Below are 26,208 nucleotides of genomic sequence, written 5' to 3'. Positions count from 1 at the left end.
GTCGCCAGGCGACCCGTCCGAGCGTACCGCCCGACGGATGTCGGCGACGTGCGCTAGCGTCGAGGGAACGAAGGAGGCCGACGTGGACGTCGTCACCCAGTACGCGTGGATCATCTGGATCGCCCTGGTCCTGCTCTTCGTCGTGGTCGAGGTCACCACCCTCGAGCTGACCTTCCTCATGCTCGCGATCGGCAGCGTGGGCGGACTGCTCGCCGACCTCTTCGGCGCACCGTGGTGGCTGCAGGTCGTCGTGGCCGCCGTGCTCGCGGTGCTCCTCCTCTTCACCGTCCGCCCTCCCCTGCTCCGGGCCCTCGGCCGGGGCGGCGACCCGACCCCGAGCAACGTCGAGGCCCTCCTCGGCCTGCGCGGCACCGTCGTCGTCGCGCTCGGCCCCGACGCCGGGCAGGTCAAGCTCACCAACGGCGACACGTGGACGGCGCGCCTCCTGCCCACCGGCTCGGCGAAGGCGCCCGCCGGCGCCCTGCCCCCAGCCGTCCTCGACACCGGCAGCACCGTCGTCGTCACCGCCATCGAGGGGTCGACCGCCCTGGTCGTCCCCGCCTAGAAGGGACCCTGCATGGACTCCTCCGTCAGCGCCGGCACCATCGCGACGATCGTGGTCGTCGCGATCGTCGTCGTCCTCGTCCTGGTCGTGCTCTTCCGGGCCGTCCGCATCATCCCGCAGGCCAGCGCCGGCGTGGTGGAGAGGCTCGGCAAGTACCACAAGACCCTCCTCCCCGGGCTGAACCTCCTCGTGCCCTTCATCGACCGGGTCCGTCCCCTCATCGACATGCGCGAGCAGGTCGTCTCCTTCCCGCCGCAGCCGGTCATCACGGAGGACAACCTCGTCGTGTCGATCGACACGGTCGTCTACTTCCAGGTCACCGACGCCCGGGCCGCGACCTACGAGATCGCGAACTACCTCGGGGCGGTCGAGCAGCTCACGACGACCACGCTCCGCAACGTGGTCGGCGGCCTGAACCTCGAAGAGGCCCTGACGAGCCGCGACAACATCAACGGCCAGCTGCGCATCGTCCTCGACGAGGCGACCGGCAAGTGGGGCATCCGCGTCGGCCGCGTCGAGCTCAAGGCCATCGACCCGCCCGCCTCGATCCAGGACTCCATGGAGCAGCAGATGCGCGCCGAGCGGAGCCGCCGGGCCGCGATCCTGACCGCCGAGGGCACCAAGCAGTCGCAGATCCTCGAGGCCGAGGGCATGCGCCAGTCGGCCATCCTCCGCGCCGAGGGCGAGGCCAAGGCCCAGGTGCTCCGCGCCCAGGGCGAGGCGGAGGCCATCGACACCGTCTTCAACGCCATCCACCAGGGCGACCCCGACCCCAAGCTGCTCGCCTACCAGTACCTGCAGACCCTGCCGAAGCTGGCTGAGGGGTCGGCCAACAAGCTCTGGATCATCCCGAGCGAGCTGACCGAGGCGCTGTCGGGCATCGGCCAGGGCTTCTTCGCCCCGAAGAACCCGGACGCCCCCGGCTGGACGCCGAAGCCGACCACGAAGGTCTCGGAGATGTCGACCACCCCCGACCTCGCGACGACCGTCGACCTCGAGGCGGAGCCCGACCTCGGGTTCCCGACCGCGACCACGCCGGGCAGCACGAGCCGGTCAGAGACCGGCGCGACGGGCACCGGCTCGGGTTCGGGCACCGGCACGGCCGCGCCTGACGCCGTGACGCCCGACGAGGGCACCACGCCGCCGGCGGCCCCGGCCGCTCCGTAGTGGAGGCGGGCGGCGCTTCCGGCTGGTTCGGCCCGGCCGGGCCCCGGGTGCTCGCGCACCGCGGCCTCGCGGTCGACGCACCGGAGAACACGATGCTCGCGTTCGCCCGGGCCGTGGCGGCGGGTGCCGACTACGTCGAGACCGACGTGCACGCCACCCGCGACGACGTGGCCGTGGTCTGTCACGACGACGACCTCCGTCGCGTCGCCGGCCGGCCCGTGCGCGTCCGGGACCTCACCCTCGCCGAGCTGAGCCTGGTGCGCCTGCCCGACGACCAGGAGGTGCCGACGCTCGAGCAGGCCCTCGACGCGTTCCCGGAGACCCGCTTCAACATCGACGTCAAGGTGGCGGAGGCGGTCGACCCGACCGTGCGCGCGATCCGTCGAGTGGGTGCGCAGAGCCGGGTGCTGCTCACGTCCTTCGACCAGCGGATCCGTCGTCGCGTGGTGGACGCGCTGCCCGGCGTGGCGACCTCGGCGTCCTCCCCCGGCGTCGTGGGCGTGATGGCCGCCTCCCTCGTCCCGGTCACGGCCGTGCGGCACGCCCTGCTCCGGCGCGTCCTGCGCGGCTGCGGCGCCGTGCAGGTGCCGGAGAGCTGGGGGCGGCTGCGCGTCGTGACGGCGGCCCGCGTCGCCGACCTGGCGGCCGTGGGCGTCGAGACGCACGTCTGGACGGTCAACGACCCCGCCGTGATGCGCCGACTGCTCGCGCTCGGCGTGCACGGCATCGTCACCGATCGTGCCGACCTCGCCCTCGTCGAGGTCGGTCGGGGTGCTGCCGATCCTCTGTGAACAGACTGTGAATGTCTCTCACCTGAAACATCACGGCACGCTCTGACGTTAGAACGGGAGATCGCACCGCGAGAGGAGACCACACGCATGGCAGATCGCAGTTTGCGCGGGATGAGACTCGGTAGTCAGAGCCTCCAGAGCGAAGAGGGAGTCGAGTTCTCCCCCCGGAAGAAAGCCGTCTACCAGACGGAGGACGGCCAGACGTTCGACATGGTGTTCTCTGCTGAGGCAGAGGTGCCCGAGATCTGGCAGTCGCCGAAGAGCGGGCAGGAAGGCCGGCTGCTGTCGGCCGACGGCAAGCCCGTCGAGATCGAGGAGGGCGTCGTCAAGGTGCCCCGTACCCACTGGGACATGCTGCTCGAGCGCCGCTCACGCGACGAGCTCGAGGAGCTGCTGCAGGAGCGTCTGACGTTCCTCCGGGCCCGGCGCGGCCAGGAGAAGATCGGCGCGTGAAGATCGGGGCCTGAAGTTCGGCGCCCGACGATCGGCGCCTGACGCCGCTCCCCCACGACGCCCGGTCACCGTACGGTGGCCGGGCGTCGTCGTGCCCGGGGGCGGTCGGTGCCGGGATGGTCAGCGCCGGGCAGGGAGGTCGAACTGGCTCGGGTCGTCCAGCTCCTCGTCGAGCGAGCGCGGCCGACGGCCCGGGCGGAGGCGCGGGTCGGCCAGCTCGGGCCAGGCCGCGGTCTCGAGGGCGCGGCGTCGGCGCGACCGGCGACCACCGATCATGACCCGGGCGAGCACCAGGGCCGCCAGCCCGAGGAACGAGACGAACAGCTCGACGGCGCGGCTGGCCACGACGGCGGGCGTCGTGCCGGTGCCCAGGTCGACGGTGTGGACCATGGTGCCGGCGGTGAAGTCGGTGACGCCGGCCACGATCTGCCCGTCGGCGTCGATGACCCGGCTGGAGGCCACCGTGGAGACGCTGACCACGGGCCGGGCCGTCTCGAGGGCCCGCAGTCGCGTGATGGCCAGCTGCTGGGCGTTCTCGTCGGTGTCGCCGAAGTCGGCGTTGTTGGTCTGGGCGACGATCACCTGGGCGCCGTCGCGCATCATGTTCGTGATGAGCTGGTCGTCGACGATGTCGAAGCAGATCGAGATGCCGGCGACGAAGTCGCCGATCGGCATCGCCTCCGGGCGGGTGCCCGGCGTGTAGTCGCGAGCGATGAGGTCGATCAGGTCGGGGGCGAAGGGCCGCCAGAAGGAGCGGTCGGGCACGTACTCGCCGAAGGGGACGGGGTGCTTCTTGTCGTACTGGCCGGCGACCGCGCCGTCCTCCCAGAGGATCGACGAGTTCCAGGCCTCCTCGCCGTCGTCGGACTGGGTGATGACGCCGGAGAGGAGCGGGGCGTCGTAGCCGTCGCTGACGGCGTCGAAGACGTAGCGGCCGTAGGCGTCGCGGGTGGGGTCGCGGTCGCTGCCGCCCTCGGGCCACACGATGAGGTCGAGGTCGGAGCCGGCCGGCAGCCCCGACATGGCGAGCACCTGCGAGTTGAGCAGGTCGCCGGGTTCGCGCTCGTCGAAGTAGCCCGCGGGCCCGTTGCCCTGGACGCCGGCGATCGTGGCCGTGCCCGACGACGTCGTCGGCCACGCGGGGACGGCGAGGACGGCCGTGACGGCGACCGCGCCGGCGAGGACCCGCGTGGACGCCCGCACGTCGGCCCGGAGCGCCAGCTCGAGGACCGCCGCCACGAGCGCCACCATGAGGAACGAGAGACCGGAGATGCCGACCCACGCGACGAGCGGGCCGAAGGGGCTCTGCGACTGGCTGAGGGCCACGCGGCCCCAGGCGAACCCGCCGTAGGGCCAGTTGCCGGCGACGAACTCGCGCAGGGTCCAGAGGCCGGCGACGACCACCGGGAGGAGCACGGTCGTGCCGACGGCCCCGGGCCAGATGCGCGGCACCCAGCGGTACGCGAGCGTGACGAGCACCGCTCCCCCGGCGAAGAACAGGGCCTCGAGCGTCGACAGGGCCGCCCACGGCAGGGCCCCGAGGTAGAGGCTCGTCCACGAGATGTGGACGAGGTAGAACGAGAGCCCGGCGACGAGCCCGACCAGGAAGGCCGACCCGGCCCGTCGGCCGCGGAGGCTGACGAGCACCAGGCCGATGCCGACGAACGTGAGGGGCCACACGTCGCCGTCGGGGAAGCCGGCGTCGAGCACGACGCCCGACCCGGCCGCGACCACGAGGGCGAGCCAGAGCGGCAGACGGAGGGCGGTCACTCGGGTGGGCACCGTGCTATTCTAGGTGGCCGTCGCTGGGAGGCGCGGGTCGGCCCGGGCGCCCGGCCCCCGTGCCTCAGACGGCCGAGTACGAGACGATGCCGCGCCGCACGGCGTCGAGCGCCCGACGCGCCACGGGGCCCACCGGGAGGTCGGCCACGACGGAGAGCTGGTCGAGCAGGTCGATCGTCTGCTTCGTCCAGCGCACGAAGTCGCCGGCGGCGAGGTCGGCGTCCTCCAGCACGGAGTCGAGGCTCGCGCCCCGGGCCCAGCGGTGCATGGCCAGGGCCAGGCCGGGAGCCGGCGGCGTGCTGCCGGGCAGCCGGTGCTCCTGCTCGAGGTCGTCGAGCTCGGCCCAGAGCAGCTGTGTCGCGTCGAGGGCCTCGCGGTAGGCGCCCCGCGGCAGGAAGCGCTCTGAGAGCTGCCCCTCGTCGCGTCGCGGCTCGTAGACGAGGGTCGCGGCCATGGCGGCCATCGACGGCACGTCGAGCTGGTCCCAGAGCCGGAGCCGGAGGCACTCGGCAACGAGCAGGTCGCGGTCCCCGTAGATGCGGCGGAGCGTGCGGCCGGCCGGGGCGACGGCCACCTCGGCGGTGCGCCCGTCGCGCCCCGCGCCTCCTCGGCTGGCGGGCGTGGCCGAGGTGGAGGCCGCGGGCACGAGGTAGCCGCGGTCGAGCAGCACGTCGGTGACGCGGTCGAAGACCTTCGCGACCGCGCCGGTGCGGCTGCGGATCTGGGCCGAGAGCTGGTCGGTCTGCTTCTTCAGCTTGAACCAGCGCTCGGACCAGCGGGCGTGCTGCTCGCGCTCGGGGCAGGCGTGGCAGGGGTGCTGGCGCAGCTGCTTGCGCAGCTCGGTGAGCTTCCGCTGGCGCTTGTCGTGCTCGCCGCGCGACTGGGCCTCGGCGCGGGCCGCGCCCTGCTTCTCGAGGTCGCCGAGCTCACGCCGGAGCAGCGTGTACTCGCCGAAGTCGCCGAGGTGGCAGGTCATGCTGCGGGCGTAGCCGTCGAGGCTCTCCTGCTGCGTGCGCACCTTCCGCGCGAGGTCGACCACGGCGCGGTCCGCCTGGAACTGCGCGAACGAGGTCTCGAGGATCTCGCGCGTGCGCGACCGGCCGAACTGCTCGATCAGGTTGACGGCCATGTTGTACGTCGGCCGGAAGCTGGAGTTCATCGGGTACGTGCGGCGGGAGGCGAGGCTCGCGACCGCCTGGGGGTCGAGCCCCGGCTGCCACTGGATCAACGAGTGGCCCTCGACGTCGATGCCGCGGCGGCCGGCCCGGCCGGTGAGCTGCGTGTACTCCCCCGGCGTGATGGGCACGCGGGCCTCGCCGTTGAACTTCTCGAGCTTCTCGAGCACGACCGTGCGGGCGGGCATGTTGATGCCGAGCGCCAGGGTCTCCGTCGCGAAGACGACCTTGACGAGCTTCTTCTGGAAGAGCTCCTCGACGACCTCCTTGAACGCGGGCAGCAGGCCCGCGTGGTGGGCGGCGACCCCGCGCTCGAGCCCGTCGAGCCACTGCCAGTAGCCGAGCACGGCGAGGTCCTCGTCGCGGAGGGTGCGGCAGCGGGCCTCGACGATCTCGCGGATCTCGTCGCGCTGCTCGGCGGTCGTCAGGCGGATGCCGGAGCGCAGCACCTGCTTGACGGCCTGGTCGCAGCCGACCCGGCTGAACACGAAGAAGATGGCGGGCAGCAGGTTCTGGTCGTCGAGCATCTCGACGATCCGCCACCGGTCGAGGCGGCCGCCCTGGTGCGGGGTCGGCGGCACGACGTGGCCTCGGGGGCTGCGCCCCGACCAGCGGTCGCTCGTGCCGCGGCCCCGCCCGCCGGGCCCTCCGCCCCGCCGCGACATGGAGGTCGCCCGCAGGAGCTCCGGGTTGACCCGGTTGGTGGCGGCCTGCCCGCTCGAGTCGAAGAGGTCGAGGAACTTGCCCCCGACGAGCACGTGCTGGTCGAGCGGGACGGGACGGTCCTCGCTGACGATGACGTCCGTGCCGCCGCGGACGGTCTGCAGCCAGTCGCCGAACTCCTCCGCGTTCGACACGGTCGCGCTCAGCGACACCAGGCGGACGTCGAGGGGCAGGTGGATGATGACCTCCTCCCACACCGCGCCGCGGAACCGGTCGGCGAGGTAGTGCACCTCGTCGAGGACGACGTAGCGGAGGTCGTCGAGCATCTCCGAGCCCGCGTAGAGCATGTTGCGGAGCACCTCGGTCGTCATGACCACGATGCGCGCCCGCGAGTTGACGTTCGTGTCACCGGTCAGCAGCCCCACCTCGCCGGCGCCGTACTCGGCGACGAGCTCCTGGAACTTCTGGTTGCTCAGGGCCTTCATCGGCGCCGTGTAGAAGACCTTGTCGCGGGGGTGCTGCATGGCGAGGTGGATCGCGAACTCCGCGACCAGGGTCTTGCCGGCCCCGGTCGGCGCGGCCACGAGCACGCTGTTGCCCGCCTCGACGGAGGCGCAGGCGGCCTCCTGGAAGGGATCGAGCGCGAAGCCGAGACGGGAGCGGAACGACTGCAGCTGCGGCGACCGCACCCGGGTCTTCGAGGCGGCGAACCGTTCGGCGGGGCTGAGGTCGCTGCTGGTCATCTGGCTATCCTCCCGCGAGTTCGGCGTCGAGGGCCGCCACCTTCTTCGCCACCTGCCTGTCGTGCAGCCAGGCGACCCCGGCCGCGGCGAAGTAGAGCACCACCATCGGGATCGCGAGCAGGAACATCGAGAACACGTCGGCCGCCGGGGTCGCGATCGCGGTGAAGAGCGCGATGAGCAGGATGGCGACGCGCCAGCCCTTGATGATGCCCACGGCGGAGATGACGCCGACGAAGTTGAGCAGCACGAGGAAGACCGGCAGGACGAACGCGATGCCCACCGCGAGGATCAGCTTGAGGACGAAGTCGAAGTACTGCTTCGCGTCGATGATCGCCGCGTCCTCCGCCGCGACGAAGCCGGTGAGCGCCTCGACGATGTGCGGCAGGACGTAGTAGCCGCTGGCGCAGCCCAGGAGGAAGAGCGGGATGGCCGAGCCGATGAAGCTGACCGCGTAGACCTTCTCACGTCGGACGAGCGCGGGGACGATGAACGCCCAGACCTGGTAGAGCCAGACGGGGCTCGACAGGATGACGCCGACGGTGACCGCGATCTGCAGGCGCAGGTCGAAGCTGCCCGCGATGGTCGGGTAGTTGAGCGTCGCCTCGGTGCCCCGCGCGACCGCCATCTGCGTGATGGGCCCCCGGAGCACGTCGAGCACCCAGGACGAGAGCGCGAAGCCGGCGACGCTGGCGAGGATCAGCGCGAGGGCGGACCGGAACAGCCGCTTGCGGAGCTCGACGAGATGCGCGCCGAGCGACATCCGGCCGTCACGGGACCGCTGACGGGGAGCACCGCCGCCCTCGCTCGTGCCGGTGCTGGTGGTCGCGGCCACGCGCTAGAGCTTCGGCGGCAGATCGTCCCCGTGCACGGGGCGGGTGGTCGTCGAGGACGTCGACCGCGGTGCGTCGTCGACCGTCGGACGGCGGACGTCGTCGTCGGCCGTCTTCTTGTCGTCGCCGATCTCGTTCTTGAAGATGCGCATCGACTGGGCGATGCTCTTCGCGAGCCCGGGGAGCTTGGGCGCACCGAAGAGCAGCAGGATGATCGCCAGGATGATGATCAGGTGGAAGCCGGTGAGGTTGCCGAGCATGAGGTCCTCCTCGCGGGACGGATGAGTGGCAAGTGTACCGTGCCGTCCCTGGGCGGCCTCGGTCAGCCCGCGGCGGTTCCCTCGGCGTCGTACTCGGCCGCGGCACGACGTGCCCACTCCGCGACGGCCCTCCGCGCCTCCGGCGGTGCCACGACGCAGGCCCGCCCCGGCAGCCCGGCGACCAGGCGGGCCACCGTCCCGTGGTGCGACACCCGGAGCGAGAGGCGCGTGCGGCCCTCGTCCGCCCGCTCGACGTCGGTCGGCGACCAGTCGTCGAGCAGGGCGGCGGCTGCGTCGTCGATCTCGATCGTGACGACGACGTCGTCGGGAGAGCCCTCGAAGAGCGTGTCCGGGAGGGAGAGGTCGGAGGCGCGGTGCGTGATGGGCGCGTCGGTGAGCGCCGGTCGTGACATCCGGTCGACGCGGAAGGTGCGCAGCCCCTCGCGCACGTGGTCCCAGGCGCGGAGGTACCAGTCGGCGTCCAGGGACTCGACCCGCAGCGGGTCGACCCGTCGACGCTCGGCACGGCCGCGGACCCCGGCGTAGTCGAACTCCAGCTGGACCCCCGCCTCCACCGCACGGCCGACGACGGCGAGGGCCTCGTCCGACTCGCTCTCGGCGACGGCCACCTGGCTCGGCTCGCTCGACGCGCCCCGCGAGAGCTTCGCGGTCAGCGAGGCGACGGCGGCCCGGTCGGCGTGGTCGGGCAGGGACGACAGGTACTGGAGCCCGGCGATGAGCGCCGCCGCCTCGCGGGACGAGAACCGCGGCGACTCGTCGATGGCGACGAGGTTCGTCAGCACGATGACGTCGTTCTGCTCGAAGTCGTCCCACGCGATGTCGAAGAGGTCGCCGTGCTGGTACTGCGATGTCTCGCCCGGGATGCCGGAGACGGCGATGAGCTCGACCGCGCGCCGGATCTCCGCCGTGCTGACGGCGAAGTGCTCGGCCGCCTCGGCGACGCTCACGCGCTCGCGGTCGATCAGCCACGGGACGAGGGCGAGCAGGAAGGCCAGCTTGTCGGTCGCCTGCAGCGCGGGTCGGCGGTCGCTCACGATCGGGCCCCGGTCTCGATCGAGGAGCCCACGGGCCGTGCTCCGTCGTCGTCGTGGTCGGCGACGAGGCGTCGCAGGCGCTGCACGACCAGCTCGCGGAGGTTCGCGGGCTCGAGGACGGTGACCTCCGGGCCGAACGAGGAGAGCTCCTCGGCGAGGATGGACGCGTCGGAGTAGTGGACGGCCAGCACGTCGGCGCCCCGGGACTCCGTCCCCCGGCGCTTCGAGAGCCGGGTCTCGGCGTCCGACGCCTCGACCACGCGCACGAGCGCGGTGTTCGACCGGCGCAGCTCCTCCAGCCCCGCGAGGGCGGAGTCGGCGGTCGCGTCCGCCGGCCGCGGGAAGGAGCGGCCGGTGACCGTCACCGGGCCGACGATGCGCGAGAGGAGGAAGTTCTTCCGCGAGCCGGTGTCGGGCTCGATCGCCGGGACCATCCAGCGCCCCTGGTGCTGGACGAGCGCGAACGGCGCGACCTCGCGGCGGCGGGGCCGGGCCTCCCCCGGCTTCAGGTAGTCGAACCGCACGACGACCCCGCGGTCGAGGGCGGTGCGGAGCGGCTCGAAGGCGGCGTCGCGGGACCGGATGCGCGGCGCGTACTCGAGCTCGGGCACGGTGGCCGTCCCGCCCAGCGAGCGGAGCTTGAGGAGGGCCCGGCGGGACTCGCCCGAGAGCGTGCCCTCACGCCAGACCATGGCCGCCAGGGTCAGCAGGGCCGTCTCCTCCGGCGAGAACGAGATGTCGAGCGGCAGCTCGTAGCTGCCGCGCGGGATCCGGTAGCGGAGCAGCTGGTTGTTGCCGGAGGCCGCGGGGTCGTCGACGGTCTCGAGCGGGACCCCGAGCTCGCGGATGTCGTCCTTGTCGCGCTCGAACTGACGCTCGAGGGCGGCGTTGTCACCGGCCGAGGAGTACTTCTGCCGGTAGCCCTGGACGGTCGACAGGACCTCCGACTTGGTCAGCCCGGTGTCGGTGGCGAGCAGGGCCAGCACGAGGCTGAACAGGCGCTCTTCGACGGGGATCCGGGGGGCGCGGGCGGCGGGCACGCGATCGATCCTAGGCCACGGCCGAGGTCGGCGACCCGCCGTGCGGGGCACCGACCTCCGGGGCCGCGGACGGGCTCAGAGGGAGCCGAGCACGTCGAAGACGTACACGTAGCTGTCCGCGCCGCCGGCCTCGGCGGCCGGGATGACCGTCATGACCTGCGAGCCGACCTGCTGGCCGACGAGCGCGTCGCGGATCGAGGCCGGGAGGGCCGGGTCGCCGAGGTCGACGGTCGTGGCCGTGTCGCCGTTGTTCCAGGTGGAGGCCGAGACCGTCGAGGGGGTGGCCCAGGTGACGGCCGTGAACTGCACGACGGCGGTGTCGTCGGCGGTCAGCTCGTGGCCCGAGCCCTCGCGGACGAGGTGGGTCTCCTGCGCGGTCGGCGCGTCGGAGTCGGGGACGGAGATGCCGGGAGCGCCGCTCGGGGCGGTGACGACGGCCGGCAGGCCGCTCTCGCCGGGCACGGGGCGGCCGTCGGCCTTCGGCAGGAAGGCCTGCTTGACGTCGACGATCGCGACGTACGCGGCGTCGGGGTCGTCGGTCGGCTCGACGGCCGAGCCCTGGATCGAGGCGGAGAGCTCGGAGGCCTTGACGGCCACGACGACGCGGGAGCCGACGGTCGAGCACTCGAGCGCCGCCGCGAGCGGGGCGAGGGCCTGGCCGCCGACCGTGATCGGGTTGGCGGCGGTGCCGTCGTAGCCGCTGTCCTCCACCTCGCGCCCCGTGGCGCCGTCGTACAGCGTGTAGTCGATGATGACGGGCGAGCCGTCGACGAGACGCTCGCCGTCGCCCTCGATGAGGGTCGACACCTGGGTCTCGGTGGTGACGATGGGGCTCGGCACGTCGGCGTCGGGCTTCTCCCCGAACGAGCCCGTGGCCGTGACCACCGAGGCGGCGTCGCCCGTGGGCGGGCAGCCCGACGAGCCCGGTCCGGAGTCGCCGGCGCACGCGGTCAGGGAGGCCAGCAGGCCGACGGCGACGACGAGGGCGGGGATGGTGCGCACGGGGCCTCTTTCCATGGTGCGGCCGGGCCGCGGGTGCTTCGGGGGCGGCGGGGCCGCGAGGAGCGGCCGGGAGCCGCGGGATGCGTCGGACAGCTTACTGGGCGTCGCGCGAGGGGTCGGTCGCCTCGCTCGCCGGGGCTGCGGCCTCGGCGTCGGGCGCGCTGCCCGCGGCGACGGCCTCGGCGGCCCCGATCGCGGCGTCGGCGGCGGTGCGTGCCTGACGAGCCGTCTTGCGGAGCTTCTTGTCGCTGGCCGAGCGGTCGCCCAGGGCGCCGGGCGTCCAGGCCTCGACGTCGGCCTCGGAGTAGTCCGACTTCGACGGGCGGCGCTTGAGCTGCGGCAGCACCGCGCCGGGCGCGAGCCGACGAGCGGTGATGAGGAACCCGGTGTGGCCGATCATGCGGTGGTCGGGTCGCACGGCCAGGCCCTCGACGTGCCAGCCGCGCACGAGCGTCTCCGAGGCGTCGGGCTCGGTGAACGCCCCGGAGGCGCGGAGGGCCTCCGCGACCCGCGACAGCTGCGTGGCGGTGGCGACGTAGCAGATCACCAGGCCGCCTGGCTTCAGGGCCGCGGTGGTCGCCTCCACGCACTCCCACGGCGCGAGCATGTCGAGCACGACGCGGTCGACCGTCCCGTCGGGCATCACGTCGGGCAGGCTCTCGACGAGGTCGCCGACGGTCACCGACCAGTTCTCGGGCTCGGCGCCGAAGAAGCTCGTGACGTTCCCGAGCGCCACGTCGGCGAACTCCTGGCGGCGCTCGAACGAGGCGAGCCGGCCCTCCGGGCCGATCGCCCGCAGCAGCCACAGCGACAGGGCGCCGGAGCCCACGCCCGCCTCGACGACGGTCGCTCCGGGGAAGACGTCGGCGAAGGCGACGATCTGCGCGGCGTCCTTCGGGTAGACGATGGCCGCGCCCCGGGGCATCGACATCACGAAGTCGCTCAGCAGGGGCCGGAGGGCGAGGTACTCGTCGCCGGTGGTGCTCGCGACGACCGAGCCGTCGGGCAGGCCGACCATGTCGTCGTGGGCGATCATGCCCCGGTGCGTGTGGAACACGGCGCCGGGCGTCAGCACGACCGTGTTCATCTTGCCCTTGGGCCCGGTGAGCTGGACCTTGTCGCCCTCGAGGAACGGCCCGGACTGGCGGCGGGTGGCGGTCATGCGGTGCTGCTTTCGGTCGGTGCGCGCGCCCGGAGGGCGGGGGCGTCGAGGAGGCGCGGGGTGCGCCCCGGGGGTCAGGAGTCGGTCGTGCGCTGCTCGCGCAGGCGGCGCCCCGCGGCGTGCAGCTCGCGGAGGTCGGCGAGGGTGGTGCCGACCAGCGTGGTGCGGCGGACGTAGCCCGCGTCGTCGGCGAGGGGCGCGTGGTGCTCGACGCCGAGCGCGACGGCGCCGGCCGCGACGGCGGAGGCGAGGCCCGGGACGCTGTCCTCGACGGCGACGCAGTCGGCGACGTCGACGCCGAGCAGCTCCGCCCCCCGGAGGTAGGCCTCCGGGTGGGGCTTGGCGTGCTCCACGTCGTCGCCCGCGACCACGGCGTCGAAGGCGTCGAACTCGATGGCGTCGACCATGAAGAGCGCCATGCGGCGGATCGACATCGTGACGAGCGCGGTCGGCACGCCGGCGGCCCGCAGCTCGGCGAGGAGCTCCTTCGCGCCCGGGCGCCACGGGACGTGGACGGCGCAGCGCTCGAGGACCGCGGTCGTGAGGTGGTCGATGATGGCGTCCTCCGACATGTCGACGCCGTGCTGCTGCAGGACGCGCGACGAGTGCCAGAGGCCGGAGCCGATCAGCGTGTCGCCGTCGGCCTTCGTCCAGGTGCCGCCGAACGAGCCGACCAGGGCCACCTGGGACTCGAACCAGTAGGGCTCCGTGTCGACGAGGGTTCCGTCCATGTCCCAGAGGACGGCGGCAGGCAGGAGATCGGTCACGACGGAGGAGTCTACGGGAGGGGGCTCCCCCGGCGGGCGACCCGCGCCTCCTCGTGCTCGGTCTATCGTGGTCCGAGACGTCGAGGGCCTCTCCCCGACTCGGTGAGGACACGGTGACTGACACGTCTGACTTCGCGACGGGACGACTCCTGGTCGTCGCTTTCGAGGGCTGGAACGACGCCGGCGAGGCCGCCAGCGGCGTCGCCAGGAGCGTCATCGAGTCGCTGTCGCTCGAGGCGGTGGCCGAGCTCGACGGCGAGCGGTACATCGACTACCAGTTCAACCGGCCCCAGGTGGGGCTCGACGACGACGGCGGGCGCTCCCTCGTCTGGCCGCGCATCCAGCTGCACGCCACGCCGGACTCCTCGACGTCGCTCGCGGCGGCCCCGGTCGACGCCCCGGGCACCGAGGTCTTCGTGCTGCTCGGCGCCGAGCCGTCGCGCAGCTGGCGCAGCTTCGCGGCCGAGATCGTCGACCTGGTCGACGTGCACGACGTCACGTCGGTGGTCTTCCTCGGCGCCATGCTCGCCGACGTCCCGCACACGCGGCCCATCTCCGTCTTCGTGAGCAGCGACAACGACGACGTGCGCACGCGGCTCGGGCTGGAGCGCAGCAGCTACGAGGGCCCGGTGGGCATCCTCTCCGTGCTCGGCGACGCCCTCGAGCAGGCGGGCGTGCCGACGCTCGCCATCTGGGCCTCCGTGCCGCACTACGTGCACGCGTCGCCCTCGCCGAAGGCGACCCTCGCCCTCATCGAGAAGCTCGAGGAGGTCGCCGACGTGCAGGTGCCCCGGGGCGAGCTCGAGGCCGAGTCCGCCGCGTGGGAGCAGGGCATCGACGCTCTGGCCGCCGACGACGACGACATGGCCGGCTACATCGAGCAGCTCGAGCAGGCCCGCGACACCGTCGACTCCCCCGAGGCGAGCGGCGAGGCGATCGCGCAGGAGTTCGAGCGGTACCTGCGCCGACGCGACGGCAAGGCCGGCGACGGGCGCGACGGCCGCGACGACCCGCGGTTCCCGCCCGCGGTCTGAGCGAGGCCCCGGCGAGGCGGGGCCGTCAGCGCTTCTCGCCGGGGACGGCCACGCCGTTCTCGTAGGCGAAGACGACCGCCGCCGTCCGGTCGCGCAGCTCGAGCTTGCCGAGCACGTTCGAGACGTGCGTCTTGACGGTCGCCTCGCCGAGGTAGAGCGCCCGGGCGATCTCCGCGTTGGACTCGCCGACGGAGAGCCGGTCGAGCACCTCCCGCTCCCGCTCGGTGAGGAGGGCGAGGCGCGGGCTCGGGGCCGGCGGGCGGCGCTCCGGCCCCGCGAGGGCGCGCGCCACGACGTCGCGGGTCACCTCCGGGGCCAGCAGCGCGTCGCCGCGGTGCACGACGCCCACCGCGTCGATGAGCTCCTCGGGGCCCGAGGTCTTGAGCAGGAACCCGCTCGCCCCCGCCTGGAGCGCCCGGAAGAGGTAGTCGCCGTGCCCGAAGGTGGTGAGCACGAGCACGGCGGGTCCGTCGACGGGGCGCTCGGCGAGGATGCGCCGGGTGGCCTCGAGCCCGTCGAGGCGCGGCATCTCGATGTCCATCACGACGACGTCCGGCCGCGTCTCGCGGGCGACGTCGACCGCTTCGAGCCCGTCACGGGCCTCCCCGACGACCTCGAGTCCGTCGGCCGTGTCGAGGATGATGCGGAACCCGGCCCGGACGAGCTCCTGGTCGTCGACCAGGAGGACGCGGACGGGCTGCCGGGCCGTCACCGGGCGACCCCGGACGACCGGGGCGCGGGGCTCGCCGGCGTGGGCTCGCGGCCGGGCACCGCGCACGACGCGACCGGGAGGACCGCCCGGACGCGGTAGCCGCCGCGGGGCAGCGGCCCGACCTCGAGCTCGCCGCCGTGCAGGTCGACCCGTTCGCGCATCCCCCGGTGCCCCAGCCCGGTGCCCGTCACGCCCGTCGCGGACGTCGTCCCGGGCGACCCGCGGTCGCCGGAGCCCCGACCGTCGTCGACGACCTCGATCTCGACGGTGCGGTCGTGACGCCGGAGCCGGACGACCGCGACGGAGGCGGAGGCGTGCTTCAGCGTGTTGGTCAGGGCCTCCTGGGCGACGCGGTACACCGTCACCCCCGTGCTCTCGGGCACGTCGGCGACGTCGCCCTCCACGCCCCAGCGGACGTCGAGCCCGAGCCGACGGGTGTCGTCCACGAGCTGCGGGAGGTCGGCGAGGCCCGCCGGGGCGGCGCAGCTGCCGTCGCGGGTGCGGAGCACGCGGAGCAGTCGCTCCAGCTCCTCGACGGTCGTGCGCGCCGTGGCCTCGACGGCGCTGAGGGCACCGCGGGCCACGTCGGGCCGGTCGAGGGCGCGACGCGCGGCGCCCGCCTGGATGCCGATCACGGCGACGTTGTGGGCCACGACGTCGTGCAGCTCGCGCGCGATGCGGGAGCGCTCCTCGTCGATGGCCTGGTCGGCGACGACCTCCTGCGCCGCCCGGAGGTCGACGCCCGCCCGCTCGAGGGCGTGGAGGCGCGCGGCCGAGACGCGGGAGGAGCGGCCGACCAGGACGGCCCCCGCGAAGAAGAGCGCCGTGAACACCACGGAGTAGACGACGGAGGCGGTCAGCGGGCCGACGGGCACGCCCTCGACCTCCCCCGCCCGCCGGGCGAGGCCGACGACCAGCAGGGCGAAGAGCGCGGCCGAGACGACGACGCTCGTCACGAGCGCCCGACGGCGGGAGGCGGCCCAGGCGTTGGCGGTGGAGATGACGAGGAAGAGGGCGAGGGCCGGGGCCAGGTCGTCCGGGTAGCCCCGGAGCGAGGCGCCCACCACGACGGCGGCCACCACGACCATGGCGACCAGGGGGCGTCGACGTCGCAGGGCCACCGGGGCGCACAGGGCGACCAGCCAGGCGAAGGTCTCGGCGGGGGCCGTGCTCGCGGTCGGCTCGCCGTCCACGACGACGAGGGCGAGCACCGCGGTGAGCGCCCCGAGGGCCAGGAGGCCGAGGGCGACGAGGGCGTCGACCCGGGCGTCGCGGCGCGTGAGGCGACGCCTCGGGCGATCGACGCTCCCGGGGTCCTGGGGAGGCGGCACGACGAAGGACATCCCCGTCAGTATGTCAGACGGTCATGTGTCGCGAGGTTCCGTCACCGCCCGCGCGGGCCGCGGCCGGGTCAGCGGCGCAGGTCGACGCCGAGGAGGGCCTGCACCGCGTCCAGGTCGACCGCGGTGGCGGTGCTGCCGGAGGCGACCCGGGCGTCGACCGCCGCGAGGGCGGAGGGCGTGTCGAGGTCGTCGGCCAGCGCGTGGCGGAGCGCGGCCAGGAGCGGCGTCGGCTCGTCGTCGGCGGCCGCGTCGTCGGCCGCCGAGGCCCAGCGGGCCCAGCGGTCGAGCCGGGCCTCGGCTGCCTCGAGGTCGGCGTCGAACCACTCCCAGTCGGACCGGTAGTGGTGGCCCGCGACGGCCAGCCGCACGGCGCGGGCGTCGTGGCCGGCCGCGACGAGCTCGCTCACCTTGACGAGGTTGCCGAGCGACTTGCTCATCTTCTCGCCCTGGTAGGCGACCATCCCGGTGTGCGCCCACAGGTCGGCGTACGGCTCGCCCGTCATCGCCGTCCCGTGCGCCGCGCTCATCTCGTGGTGCGGGAACACGAGGTCGCTGCCGCCGCCGTTGACGGAGATCGGAGCGGCCAGGTGGGCCTGCGCGATGACGGTGCACTCGATGTGCCAGCCCGGGCGGCCGGCGGAGAGCGCGGACGGCCAGGAGGGCTCGCCGTCCCGCGCCGCCCTCCAGAGGAGCGGATCGAGCGGGTCCCGCTTGCCGGGGCGGTCGGGGTCGCCGCCGCGCTCCGCGGAGAAGCGGGTCATGGTCTCGAGGTCGTACCGGCTCTCGAGCCCCAGGTGCCAGCTCGTCGACCGCTCGGCGGCCCGGACGTCGAAGTAGACGTCGTCGCCCTCGGTCGAGCCGGGCGTGTCGACCCGGTAGGCGAGCCCGAGGTCGAGGAGGCGCGCCGCGGCCCGGGCCACGTCCGAGACGACGTCGGTGACGGCCACGTAGTGGTCGGGCGGGAGCACCTGCAGGTGCTGCATGTCGCTGCGGAAGAGGTCGGTCTGCGAGGCGGCCAGGTCGCGCCAGTCGACGCCGGTCGCGGCCGCCCGCTCGAGCAGCGGGTCGTCGACGTCGGTCGTGTTCTGCGCGTAGGTGACGGCGACCCCGGCGTCGAGCCAGATCCGCACGAGGGTGTCGAAGGCGAGGTACGTCGACGCGTGGCCGAGGTGGGTGGCGTCGTAGGGCGTGATGCCGCAGACGTAGAGGGAGGCCGCGCCGTCGACGACGCGGGTCGGGCGGCGCTCGGCCGTCGCGGTGTCGTGCAGGACGGGGAGGGGCGCCGAGCCGGGCAGTGCCGGGACCGTCGGCCGCGTCCAGGCCCTCACGCGGCCACCACGCCCGTGCCGAGCAGGACGAGCAGGACGACGCCGAGCACGATGCGGTACGCGACGAAGGGCAGGAAGCTGCGCTTCGAGATGTAGTTCATGAAGAACGCGATCACCACGAAGCCGACCACGAAGGCGACGACCGTCGCGGCGAGGGTCTCGCCGAGCGAGTACGGACCGGGGTCGCTGAAGCTCTGGACGAGCTCGAAGAGGCCGCTGCCGAACACCGCGGGGACGGCGAGCAGGAACGAGAACCGGGCGGCCGCCGGTCGCGAGTAGCCGAGGGCGAGCGCGGTCGTCGTCGTGGCGCCCGAGCGGGACACCCCGGGGAACAGCGCGAGCACCTGGGCGACCCCGACCGCGATGCCGTGGCCGTAGCTCATCTGCTCGAAGGAGCGCTCCTTGCGCCCGAGGCGGTCGGCGAGCCCGAGCAGCAGGCCGAAGACGATCAGCACCACGGCGACGATCCAGAGCGACCGGAAGACCGTGCGGATGTACTCCTGGGCGAGGTAGCCGACCAGCACGATCGGGACCGTGCCGATGATGACCAGCCAGCCCATGCGCACGTCGGGGTCGGCCTTCGGGATCTTGCCCGTGACTCCCTGGAACCACTTGGTGAGGATGCGCGTGATGTCACGCCAGAAGTAGATGACGACGGCCAGCTCGGTGCCCAGCTGCGTGATCGCGGTGAACGTCGCGCCGGGGTCGAAGTCGGCGGCCGAGCCGGGCTCGGAGAAGAACAGGCCGACGAGCCGCAGGTGGGCGCTCGACGAGACGGGGAGGAACTCCGTGAGGCCCTGGACGAGGCCGAGCAGGAGTGCCTGGAGGAGATGCTCCACGCGGGGGCCCTTCTGGTGCGGGGGTGCTAGTACGTCGCCAGCAGGTCCCGGAGGACGCGACTCCCGAAGGATAGTGCGTCGAGCGGCACCCTCTCGTCGACGCCGTGGAACATGGCGGGGAAGTCCATCCCCTCGTCGAGCCGCAGCGGCGCGAAGCCGTAGCCCGCGATGCCAAGCAGGCTGAGGGCCTTGTTGTCGGTGCCGCCGGAGAGCAGGTAGGGCAGCACGGGGGCCCCGGGGTCGTGCCGCTCGAGCGTGCCCGTGATCGCCTCGACGAGGGGTCCCGAGAAGGGGGTCTCGAGGCCGATGTCGGTGTGCATCGTCTCGATCTCGACGTCGTCGCCGATCAGCGCGCGGACCTCGGCCAGCACGGCCTCCTCCTGGCCGGGCATGCAGCGGATGTCGACCAGCGCCTCCGCCGTGTCGGGCACCACGTTGTGCTTGTAGCCCGCGGTGAGCATCGTGGGGTTCGAGGTCGTCCGCAGCGACCCGCGGATGAAGCCGGCCGCCGTCCCGGTGTGCAGCACGAGCTCGTCGGGCGACGTCTGCTCGAGGTCGACGTCGAGGATGCGCGCCACCTCGGAGAGGAGCGCCGTGGTCGTGTCGGTGAGGGCGATGGGCCACTGCTGCCGGCCGAGCACCGCGACGGCCTCGGCCAGCCGCGTCACGGCGTTCGCGACGATCATCTGCGACCCGTGGCCGGCCGTGCCCCGGGTTCGGAGCTTGATCCAGATCAGGGCCTTCTCGCCTGTCTGCAGCAGGTACGAGCGCCGGCCGTCGATGAAGGTGGAGTACCCGCCGACCTCGCTGATCGCCTCCGTGGCGCCCTCGAAGACCTCGGGGTGCTCGGTCACCAGGAAGTGCGAGCCGAGGACTCCCCCGGCCTCTTCGTCGGCCAGGAACCCGACGACGAGGTCGCGGGCGGGTCGCTCACCGGCCCGGATGATGTCGCCGAGCGACGACAGCATCATGGCGTCCATGTTCTTCATGTCGACGGCGCCGCGGCCCCAGAGCATGCCGTCGCGGACGACGCCCGCGAACGGGTCGACCGACCAGTTCGCCGGGTCGGCGGGCACGACGTCGAGGTGCCCGTGCACGACGAGCCCCGGCTTGGAGCGGTCGGCCCCCTCGACCCGGGCGAGGACGCTCACGCGGCCGGGCTCGGACTCGAACACGAGCGGCTCCAGGTCGAGCGCCCGGAGCGCGTCGGCCACGTACTCGGCGGCGTCCGCCTCGCCGTTCGACCGACCGCCCCCGTAGTTCGACGTGTCGAACCGGATCAGGTCGCGCGCGATGGTCGCCGTCTCGTCGAGCTCGACCTCGCGGTCGGTCGTGGCGGGCTCGGACTGAGGGGTCGTCGTCATGCCGACCACGCTACCCGGAGCCCCCCTCCTGCCCGTGGTCATCGAGGCCCTCGGAGCCGTGCTAATGTTTCGTGGTCGGCTTCGGCAGGCATCATCCAGTCCGGGTGGCGGAAATGGCAGACGCGCTAGCTTGAGGTGCTAGTGCCCGTATAGGGCGTGGGGGTTCAAGTCCCCCCTCGGACACCGATCCTCGGATCGACACACTGGTTGAGACAGTGCAGCACCACGGCAAGGGCCCCGCTCCGGCGGGGCCCTTCGTCGTTCCCGGCCGTGCCTTCGCCTGCCGTGTCGTTCCCGGCGGTGGCGTCGTGGGCGTCGTGGGCGGCGTCGGTCCTCGTCGTCCGGTTCCCGACCCCCCGCGCGGTCTACTGTCGCAGTCGACCGGACAGAGAGAGGGAACACGATGGAGTACACACGTCTCGGATCGAGCGGGCTGCAGGTCTCGGCCGTCGTCCTCGGCTGCATGAGCTACGGCGTCCCGGAGCGCGGCGCCCACCCGTGGAGCCTCCCCGAGGAGGAGTCCCGCCCGTTCATCCAGCGGGCGCTCGAGCAGGGCGTGACCACCTTCGACACCGCCGACGTCTACTCCGACGGCACGAGCGAGGAGATCGTCGGGCGCGCCCTCGCCGACTTCGCCCGCCGCGACGAGGTCGTCATCGCCACGAAGGTCTTCAACCGCATGCGCCCCGGCCCGAACGGCGCGGGGCTCTCGCGGGCCCACGTGATGAGCGCGATCGACGACAGCCTCCGCCGCCTCGGGACGGACCACGTCGACCTCTACCAGATCCACCGCTGGGACCCGGAGACCCCGATCGAGGAGACGATGGAGGCCCTGCACGACGTCGTCAAGTCGGGCAAGGCCCGCTACGTCGGCGCCTCGAGCATGTGGGCGTGGCAGTTCGCCAAGGCGCAGCACACGGCCGACCTCGGCGGCTGGACGCGCTTCGTCTCCATGCAGGACCAGTACAGCCTCGTCCAGCGCGAGGAGGAGCGCGAGATGCACCCCCTCTGCCTCGACCAGGGCGTCGGGGTGATCCCCTGGTCGCCGCTGGCGCGGGGCAAGCTCACCCGGGACTGGGACGACACCACGGCCCGCACCGAGACCGACCAGTTCGGCGGCACCCTCTACCGCCAGCGAGAGGACGCCGACCGCCAGGTCGCCGCGGCCGTCGCGACGGTGGCGGAGGCGCGGGGCGTCTCCCGCGCACAGGTGGCCCTCGCCTGGGTCCGCCAGCAGGAGGTCGTCACCGCGCCCATCGTCGGCGCCACGAAGATGCAGCACCTCGACGACGCCGTCGCCTCGGTCGACCTGTGGCTGACCGACGACGAGCTCGACGCCCTCGAGTCGCCGTACGTCACGAGGGAGAACGAGGGCTTCTGACCCGCGCCGCCCCCACACGTCTAGTGTGAGCCGCACGCGGGCGACGACGCTCCGCGACCTGACAGAACGGAGGGCGCCAGCATGGGCACCGAGCACCACGGCAACGAGTCCGACCACCAGCACGAGGACCACGTCCACACCGAGCACGTCGAGACGACGAGCACCGACGTCACGAGCGAGCAGGACGGCTCGTACGTCGACAGCGACATCCCCGCCGACGGCGGCGAGACCACCGGACCGCACGACGGCGAGGCCGACGGTTCGTACACCGACTCGGACATCCCGGCCGACCGCTGACGGTCCCCGGGGCGACGACCCGCGACTCCCCCGGGAGGGCGGGTCGTCGCCGCGTGTCTCTAGTACGGTCGACCCAGGGAGGAACACAACCATGACACAGCGAATCATCATCCTCGGCGGCGGCGCCGCCGGGCTCACCACGGCACTCGAGCTCCAGAAGCGCCAGCCGCCGCAGAGCGCCAGCATCACGCTGGTCGACCAGTCTCCGTACTACACGTACCAGCCCTTCCTGCCTGAGGTGGCCGGGGGCCACATCGCGCCGCGCGACGTCACCGTGCCGCTCCGCAAGGCGCTGAAGAAGACCAAGGTCGTCGAGGCCGCCGTGACGGCGCTCGACGCGAACTCGAAGACCATCACGGTCACGACCGCCGACGGCGTGGCCTCCGAGCTGCCCTACGACCAGCTCGTCGTCGCCCTCGGCGCCGTCACGCGCACCTTCCCCACGCCCGGCCTCGCCGAGAACGGCGTCGGCTTCAAGAGCGTGGAGGAGGCCCAGTACGTCCGTGACCGCGTCCTCGGCAACATCGCCGAGGCGGCCTCCGTCCAGGACGCCGCGACCCGGCGCAAGCTGCTCACCGTCGTCTTCGTCGGCGGCGGCTACACCGGCGTCGAGGCCATGGCGGAGCTCGACGACGCGGCCAAGGCCGCCGTCGACGAGTACCCGACCCTGTCGCGCGACGAGCTCCGCTTCGTGCTCGTCGAGGCCCTCGACCGCGTCGCCCCCGAGGTCGGCCCCGAGCTCTCGAAGTGGACCCTCGGCCACCTGCGCGGCCGCGGGATCGACATCCGCCTCGGCACCACGATGCCCTCGTGCATCGACGGCGACGTCGTCCTCAGCGACGGCGAGACCATCCCCGCCGGCACGATCGTCTGGACGGCCGGCGTCAAGCCGAACCCCGTCGTCGCCGACCTCGGCCTGCCCCTCGGCCCGAAGGGCCACGTCGACGTCAAGGCGACCCTCCAGGTGCAGACCGACGACGGCCAGGTGCTCGACGGCATCTGGGCGCTCGGCGACGTCGCGCAGGTGCCCGACCTCCTCGCGGAGAAGCAGCCCGCGTTCTACCCGCCGAACGCGCAGAACGCCGTCCGCCAGGCCGTGACCGTGGCCGACAACGTGATCGCCGCCCTCTCGGGCGCCCCGCTCGCGGAGTACCGCCACGCGTCGGTCGGGACCGTCGCGAGCTACGGCATCGGCAAGGGCGCGGGCGTGCTCAAGGGCGTCAAGGTCAAGAACGTCGCGGCGTGGCTCGCCCACCGCGGCTACCACCTGTACGCGATGCCGACCGTCAACCGCAAGTGGCGCATCCTCACCGGCTGGGTGACCAACTTCGTCGGCGGGCGCGACCAGACGCCGCTGGTCGGCCTCGCCGACCCGCGCGCCGGGTTCCTCAAGGTGACCCCGGTCGTGGCGCCGAAGGGCGACGACGCGGGGGCGGGCTCGGCGAAGGCCAGCCCCGCGAAGGCCGCTCCGGCGAAGTAGCCGGGTCGCCCGCGGGCGACGAGGCAGACGACGGAGGCGCGTCCCGGGTGACCGGGGCGCGCCTCCGTCGTCGTGTCGGTCAGGCCAGGGCGGGGCGTGGCTCGCGCGGGATGCGGACGGCGGCCAGCGAGGCCGCCGCCAGCAGGAGCGCCGCGACGCCGAACGCGACGGGGAACGACGCCACGTCGACGAGCAGGCCCGCCACCAGGGGCCCGGCGATGGCCCCGACGTCGGAGCACATCGAGAAGATCGCCACCGGCCGGCCGCCGCGGGCGCCCGCGGCGTCGCCGACGAGGGCCGCCGGAGCCGTGCCCATGAAGGCCGTCGCCACGCCGTAGACCGCGAGGAGGGCGCCGAGCACGACGACGTGCGAGGCGAACGGCACCGCGGCGAGGCTGACGGCGGCGACCGCGAAGGAGCCGATCACGGCGGGGCGTCGCCCGACGGTGTCGACGAAGCGCGAGGCCGGCGCGAGCGCGACCGTCTGGGCGACGGCCGCGACGGCGAAGAGGACGCCCGTCCAGGCCGTCGGCCCGCGCAGCACCTCGACGACGAGCACGGGCACCAGGGCGCTCCGGACCCCGAGCGACGACCAGCCCTGGGCGAAGTTCGCGACGCAGGCGGCGCGGAACCGCACGTCGGCCAGCACGTCGCGCAGCGGGGTCGGCGGCTCCGCCTTCTCCGCGGCCCCGCCGCGCGGCACCGGCTTGAGCAGCACGACGCCGATCAGCCCCGCCACGGCGAGCGTCGCCGCGTAGAAGAAGAACGGGGCCGTGAGCGAGATCGTGGAGAGCACGCCGCCGATGGCCGGCCCGGCCATGCCCCCGACGAGGAAGCCGCCCTGGTAGAAGCCCACGGCGCGGGCCCGTCGGGTCGGCGGGGTCGACGCGAGCAGGAGGGTCATGGCGGAGATCGTGAACATCGCGGAGCCGATGCCGCCCAGGCCGCGCATCAGCAGGAGCTGGGGGTAGTCGGTGGCGAGGCCCGCGAGGGCGCTCGACAGGGCGACGATGCCGATGCCCACGCTGAGCACCACCCGCTCGCCGGCGAGGTCGAGCAGTCGGCCGACGAAGGGGCTCGCGACGAGGCGCATCAGGGCGAAGGCCGAGAGCACGGCGCCGACGAGCACGTGGTCGACGCCGAAGCTCTGCGCGTAGACGGGCAGCACCGGCACGACCACGCCGAAGCCGACCATGACGAAGAAGGCGATGACCCCGAGCACGACCACGTCGCGCCCGAGCCGCGGGCGGACCGTCGGCGTCGACTCGGCGGCGGCGGAGGCGTCGGCGGCGGTGCCCCGGGCCTCCGCCGGGTCGGAGGCGGCGGCGGGGTCGGTGGGGCGGGGCACGACTCCAGGGTACGGCCGGAGTGTGACGCCGTGTGTCGCGAGGGAGGCGGCCGCGGCCGTCGTCGACCACCATCGAGCCATGACTCGACGCATCCGGTTCAACGCCTTCGACATGAACTGCGTGGGGCACCAGTCCCCCGGGCTCTGGCGCCACCCTGACGACCGCTCGCCCGACTACACGAAGCTCAGCTACTGGACCTCCCTGGCGCGCCTCCTCGAGCGTGGCCGGTTCGACGGGCTGTTCATCGCCGACGTGCTCGGCACGTACGACGTCTACGGCGGGAACCACGACGCGGCCCTCCGCAACGGCACCCAGACGCCGGTGGGCGACCCGATCCTCCTCGTGTCGGCCATGGCCGCCGCGACGGAGCACCTGGGCTTCGGCATCACCGCCGGCACGGCCTACGAGCACCCGTACCCCTTCGCGCGCCGCATGTCGACGCTCGACCACCTCACCGAGGGCCGCGTCGGGTGGAACGTCGTGACCGGCTACCTGCCGAGCGCCGCCCGCAACATGGGCGCCGACGACCAGCTCGACCACGACACGCGCTACGACCAGGCCGACGAGTACCTCGAGGTGCTCTACAAGCTCTGGGAGGGCTCGTGGGAGGACGACGCCGTCGTCCGCGACCGCGAGACCGGCGTGTTCACCGACCCGAGCAAGGTGCACGACATCGGGCACGAGGGGACGTACTACAAGGTGCCCGGCATCCACGTCGCCGAGCCGAGCCCGCAGCGCACGCCGGTCATCTACCAGGCCGGCGCGTCACCCCGGGGCATCGCCTTCGCGGCGGGCAACGCCGAGTCGATCTTCGTCGCGGCGCCGACGAAGGAGCGCCTCGCCGCGACCGTGACGAAGCTCCGCGACGCCCTCGAGGCGGCCGGGCGCGACCGGTACTCGGCGCGCATCTACACGCTGCTCACGATCATCACGGACGCGACGCCGGAGGCCGCGCGGGCGAAGCACGAGGAGTACCGCCGGTACGCCTCGCACGAGGGCGCCCTGACGCTGATGTCGGGCTGGATGGGCGTCGACCTGTCGAGCTACTCCCTGGACGACCCGGTCGGCGACGTCGAGAGCAACGCCATCCAGTCGGCGCTCGCGAACTTCCAGGCCCAGGAGGGCGACACCGGCAAGGAGTGGACGATCCGCGACATCGCCGAGGCGGCGGGCATCGGCGGGCTCGGGCCCCGCATCGTGGGGTCGGGCGAGGAGATCGCGGACCAGCTGCAGGAGTGGGTCGCCGAGACCGACGTCGACGGGTTCAACCTCGCCTACGCGATCACGCCGGGCACCTTCGAGGACATCGTCGAGCACGTCGTCCCCGTGCTCCAGGCGAGGGGCGTCTACCCGACCGAGTACGAGCCGGGCACCCTCCGCCAGAAGCTCTTCGGCCGGGGCGACCGGCTGCCCGCGGAGCACCACGGGTCGCGCTACAAGGTGGGGTCGCGAGCCGCCGCGGAGTGAGGCAGGGGCCCTCGGGAGGCGCGGTGCGGGACGTCCTGCACCGCGCCTCCGGCGTTGTCCCCCACATCGTTACACTCCGGTCGCCGCCCCTCCGGCCCACCCCCTCCTGACCGGGGCTTCTCCGACACTCGTTCGGTAACGACGACGCCGTCCGCACCC

General features: G+C 73.2%; 24 protein-coding genes and 1 tRNA gene. 10 read left to right on the top strand and 15 right to left on the bottom strand.

The features are described from left to right. Positions 1–82 precede the first annotated feature (82 nt). The 4 genes from IFT72_RS05460 to IFT72_RS05445 all read left to right on the top strand — a co-directional run bounded on the left by IFT72_RS05460 (position 83) and on the right by IFT72_RS05445 (position 2,976). A complete protein-coding gene (locus IFT72_RS05460) occupies positions 83–565 on the top strand; it encodes an NfeD family protein (protein ID WP_371741176.1) in 483 nt (160 codons plus the stop codon). Between the two features lie 12 nt (positions 566–577). Continuing rightward, positions 578–1,732 carry an SPFH domain-containing protein gene (locus IFT72_RS05455; RefSeq protein WP_192045729.1) on the top strand — a complete coding sequence of 385 codons (1,155 nt, stop codon included), beginning with the start codon at positions 578–580 and terminating at the stop codon, positions 1,730–1,732. Between the two features lie 47 nt (positions 1,733–1,779). After that, entirely contained in the window at positions 1,780–2,523 is a 744-nt protein-coding gene (locus IFT72_RS05450; RefSeq protein WP_371741175.1) for a glycerophosphodiester phosphodiesterase family protein, read from the top strand. 87 nt (positions 2,524–2,610) lie between these two features. Beyond that, on the top strand, positions 2,611–2,976 hold the full coding sequence (locus IFT72_RS05445; protein WP_056054962.1) for an RNA polymerase-binding protein RbpA: 366 nt from the start codon (positions 2,611–2,613) through the stop codon (positions 2,974–2,976). A gap of 120 nt (positions 2,977–3,096) precedes the next feature. On the opposite strand, the gene lnt is transcribed toward IFT72_RS05445, so the two are convergent. The 9 genes from lnt to IFT72_RS05400 form a co-directional block, all read right to left on the bottom strand. Then, the gene (lnt, locus tag IFT72_RS05440) at positions 3,097–4,758 is read right to left on the bottom strand and encodes an apolipoprotein N-acyltransferase (protein ID WP_192045728.1); all 1,662 of its coding nucleotides are present in this window, start codon (positions 4,756–4,758) and stop codon (positions 3,097–3,099) included. A 64-nt stretch (positions 4,759–4,822) separates the two neighbouring features. Next, complete coding sequence (locus IFT72_RS05435) at positions 4,823–7,339, bottom strand: RNA helicase (protein ID WP_192045727.1); 2,517 nt, start codon at positions 7,337–7,339, stop codon at positions 4,823–4,825. A gap of 4 nt (positions 7,340–7,343) precedes the next feature. Continuing rightward, a complete protein-coding gene (gene tatC / locus IFT72_RS05430) occupies positions 7,344–8,099 on the bottom strand; it encodes a twin-arginine translocase subunit TatC (RefSeq protein WP_056055936.1) in 756 nt (251 codons plus the stop codon). Between the two features lie 75 nt (positions 8,100–8,174). Then, a complete protein-coding gene (locus IFT72_RS05425) occupies positions 8,175–8,429 on the bottom strand; it encodes a twin-arginine translocase TatA/TatE family subunit (protein WP_056054956.1) in 255 nt (84 codons plus the stop codon). 62 nt (positions 8,430–8,491) lie between these two features. Then, complete coding sequence (locus IFT72_RS05420) at positions 8,492–9,484, bottom strand: WYL domain-containing protein (protein WP_192045726.1); 993 nt, start codon at positions 9,482–9,484, stop codon at positions 8,492–8,494. Further along, a complete protein-coding gene (locus IFT72_RS05415) occupies positions 9,481–10,524 on the bottom strand; it encodes a YafY family protein (protein WP_056054950.1) in 1,044 nt (347 codons plus the stop codon). Before IFT72_RS05415 ends, IFT72_RS05420 begins: the two co-directional genes overlap by 4 nt. A 75-nt stretch (positions 10,525–10,599) precedes the next feature. Next, complete coding sequence (locus IFT72_RS05410) at positions 10,600–11,526, bottom strand: hypothetical protein (RefSeq protein WP_056054948.1); 927 nt, start codon at positions 11,524–11,526, stop codon at positions 10,600–10,602. 94 nt (positions 11,527–11,620) lie between these two features. Next, positions 11,621–12,688 (bottom strand): tRNA (adenine-N1)-methyltransferase, encoded by a 1,068-nt coding sequence (locus IFT72_RS05405; protein ID WP_192045725.1) that lies wholly within the window; start codon positions 12,686–12,688, stop codon positions 11,621–11,623. Between the two features lie 74 nt (positions 12,689–12,762). Then, a complete protein-coding gene (locus IFT72_RS05400; RefSeq protein ID WP_235491177.1) occupies positions 12,763–13,455 on the bottom strand; it encodes an HAD family phosphatase in 693 nt (230 codons plus the stop codon). Positions 13,456–13,568: 113 nt separating this feature from the next. On the opposite strand from IFT72_RS05400, the gene IFT72_RS05395 reads away from it, so the two are divergent. Next, a complete protein-coding gene (locus tag IFT72_RS05395) occupies positions 13,569–14,489 on the top strand; it encodes a proteasome assembly chaperone family protein (RefSeq protein WP_056054942.1) in 921 nt (306 codons plus the stop codon). 25 nt (positions 14,490–14,514) lie between these two features. On the opposite strand, the gene IFT72_RS05390 is transcribed toward IFT72_RS05395, so the two are convergent. The 5 genes from IFT72_RS05390 to IFT72_RS05370 all read right to left on the bottom strand — a co-directional run bounded on the left by IFT72_RS05390 (position 14,515) and on the right by IFT72_RS05370 (position 20,075). Next, entirely contained in the window at positions 14,515–15,201 is a 687-nt protein-coding gene (locus tag IFT72_RS05390; protein WP_056055931.1) for a response regulator transcription factor, read from the bottom strand. Beyond that, positions 15,198–16,544, bottom strand: a complete 1,347-nt coding sequence (locus IFT72_RS05385) for a sensor histidine kinase (protein ID WP_192045724.1) — start codon at positions 16,542–16,544, stop codon at positions 15,198–15,200. Before IFT72_RS05385 ends, IFT72_RS05390 begins: the two co-directional genes overlap by 4 nt. Before the next feature lie 68 nt (positions 16,545–16,612). After that, positions 16,613–17,872 carry a cysteine--1-D-myo-inosityl 2-amino-2-deoxy-alpha-D-glucopyranoside ligase gene (gene mshC / locus IFT72_RS05380; RefSeq protein ID WP_192045723.1) on the bottom strand — a complete coding sequence of 420 codons (1,260 nt, stop codon included), beginning with the start codon at positions 17,870–17,872 and terminating at the stop codon, positions 16,613–16,615. Further along, positions 17,869–18,711, bottom strand: coding sequence for an undecaprenyl-diphosphate phosphatase (locus tag IFT72_RS15730; protein WP_056054933.1), 843 nt, complete (start codon positions 18,709–18,711; stop codon positions 17,869–17,871). The genes mshC and IFT72_RS15730 overlap by 4 nt, the downstream gene beginning before the upstream one ends. A 26-nt stretch (positions 18,712–18,737) precedes the next feature. Then, a complete protein-coding gene (locus IFT72_RS05370) occupies positions 18,738–20,075 on the bottom strand; it encodes a M20/M25/M40 family metallo-hydrolase (RefSeq protein WP_192045722.1) in 1,338 nt (445 codons plus the stop codon). 98 nt (positions 20,076–20,173) lie between these two features. Here IFT72_RS05370 and IFT72_RS05365 point away from each other — a divergent pair. The 4 genes from IFT72_RS05365 (at position 20,174) to IFT72_RS05350 (ending at position 23,233) form a co-directional block, all read left to right on the top strand. Then, positions 20,174–20,258 (top strand) — tRNA-Leu (locus tag IFT72_RS05365). Between the two features lie 220 nt (positions 20,259–20,478). Beyond that, positions 20,479–21,456 carry an aldo/keto reductase gene (locus tag IFT72_RS05360; protein ID WP_192045721.1) on the top strand — a complete coding sequence of 326 codons (978 nt, stop codon included), beginning with the start codon at positions 20,479–20,481 and terminating at the stop codon, positions 21,454–21,456. 81 nt (positions 21,457–21,537) lie between these two features. Further along, positions 21,538–21,753 carry a hypothetical protein gene (locus tag IFT72_RS05355; protein WP_056054926.1) on the top strand — a complete coding sequence of 72 codons (216 nt, stop codon included), beginning with the start codon at positions 21,538–21,540 and terminating at the stop codon, positions 21,751–21,753. A gap of 91 nt (positions 21,754–21,844) precedes the next feature. After that, the gene (locus IFT72_RS05350) at positions 21,845–23,233 is read left to right on the top strand and encodes an NAD(P)/FAD-dependent oxidoreductase (RefSeq protein ID WP_056054922.1); all 1,389 of its coding nucleotides are present in this window, start codon (positions 21,845–21,847) and stop codon (positions 23,231–23,233) included. A 79-nt stretch (positions 23,234–23,312) separates the two neighbouring features. Here IFT72_RS05350 and IFT72_RS05345 read toward each other — a convergent pair whose 3' ends face one another. Continuing rightward, positions 23,313–24,581, bottom strand: coding sequence for an MFS transporter (locus tag IFT72_RS05345; RefSeq protein ID WP_371741174.1), 1,269 nt, complete (start codon positions 24,579–24,581; stop codon positions 23,313–23,315). A gap of 79 nt (positions 24,582–24,660) precedes the next feature. Between IFT72_RS05345 and IFT72_RS05340 the strand changes: the two genes are divergently transcribed. Continuing rightward, positions 24,661–26,049 (top strand): LLM class flavin-dependent oxidoreductase, encoded by a 1,389-nt coding sequence (locus tag IFT72_RS05340; protein WP_056054920.1) that lies wholly within the window; start codon positions 24,661–24,663, stop codon positions 26,047–26,049. Positions 26,050–26,208 lie beyond the last annotated feature (159 nt).

Source organism: Frigoribacterium sp. CFBP 8754 (assembly GCF_014841815.1).
GTDB lineage: Bacteria > Actinomycetota > Actinomycetes > Actinomycetales > Microbacteriaceae > Frigoribacterium > Frigoribacterium endophyticum.
The sequence above is the reverse complement of the archived record's forward strand: the minus strand, read 5'-3'. Positions and strand labels throughout refer to the sequence as shown.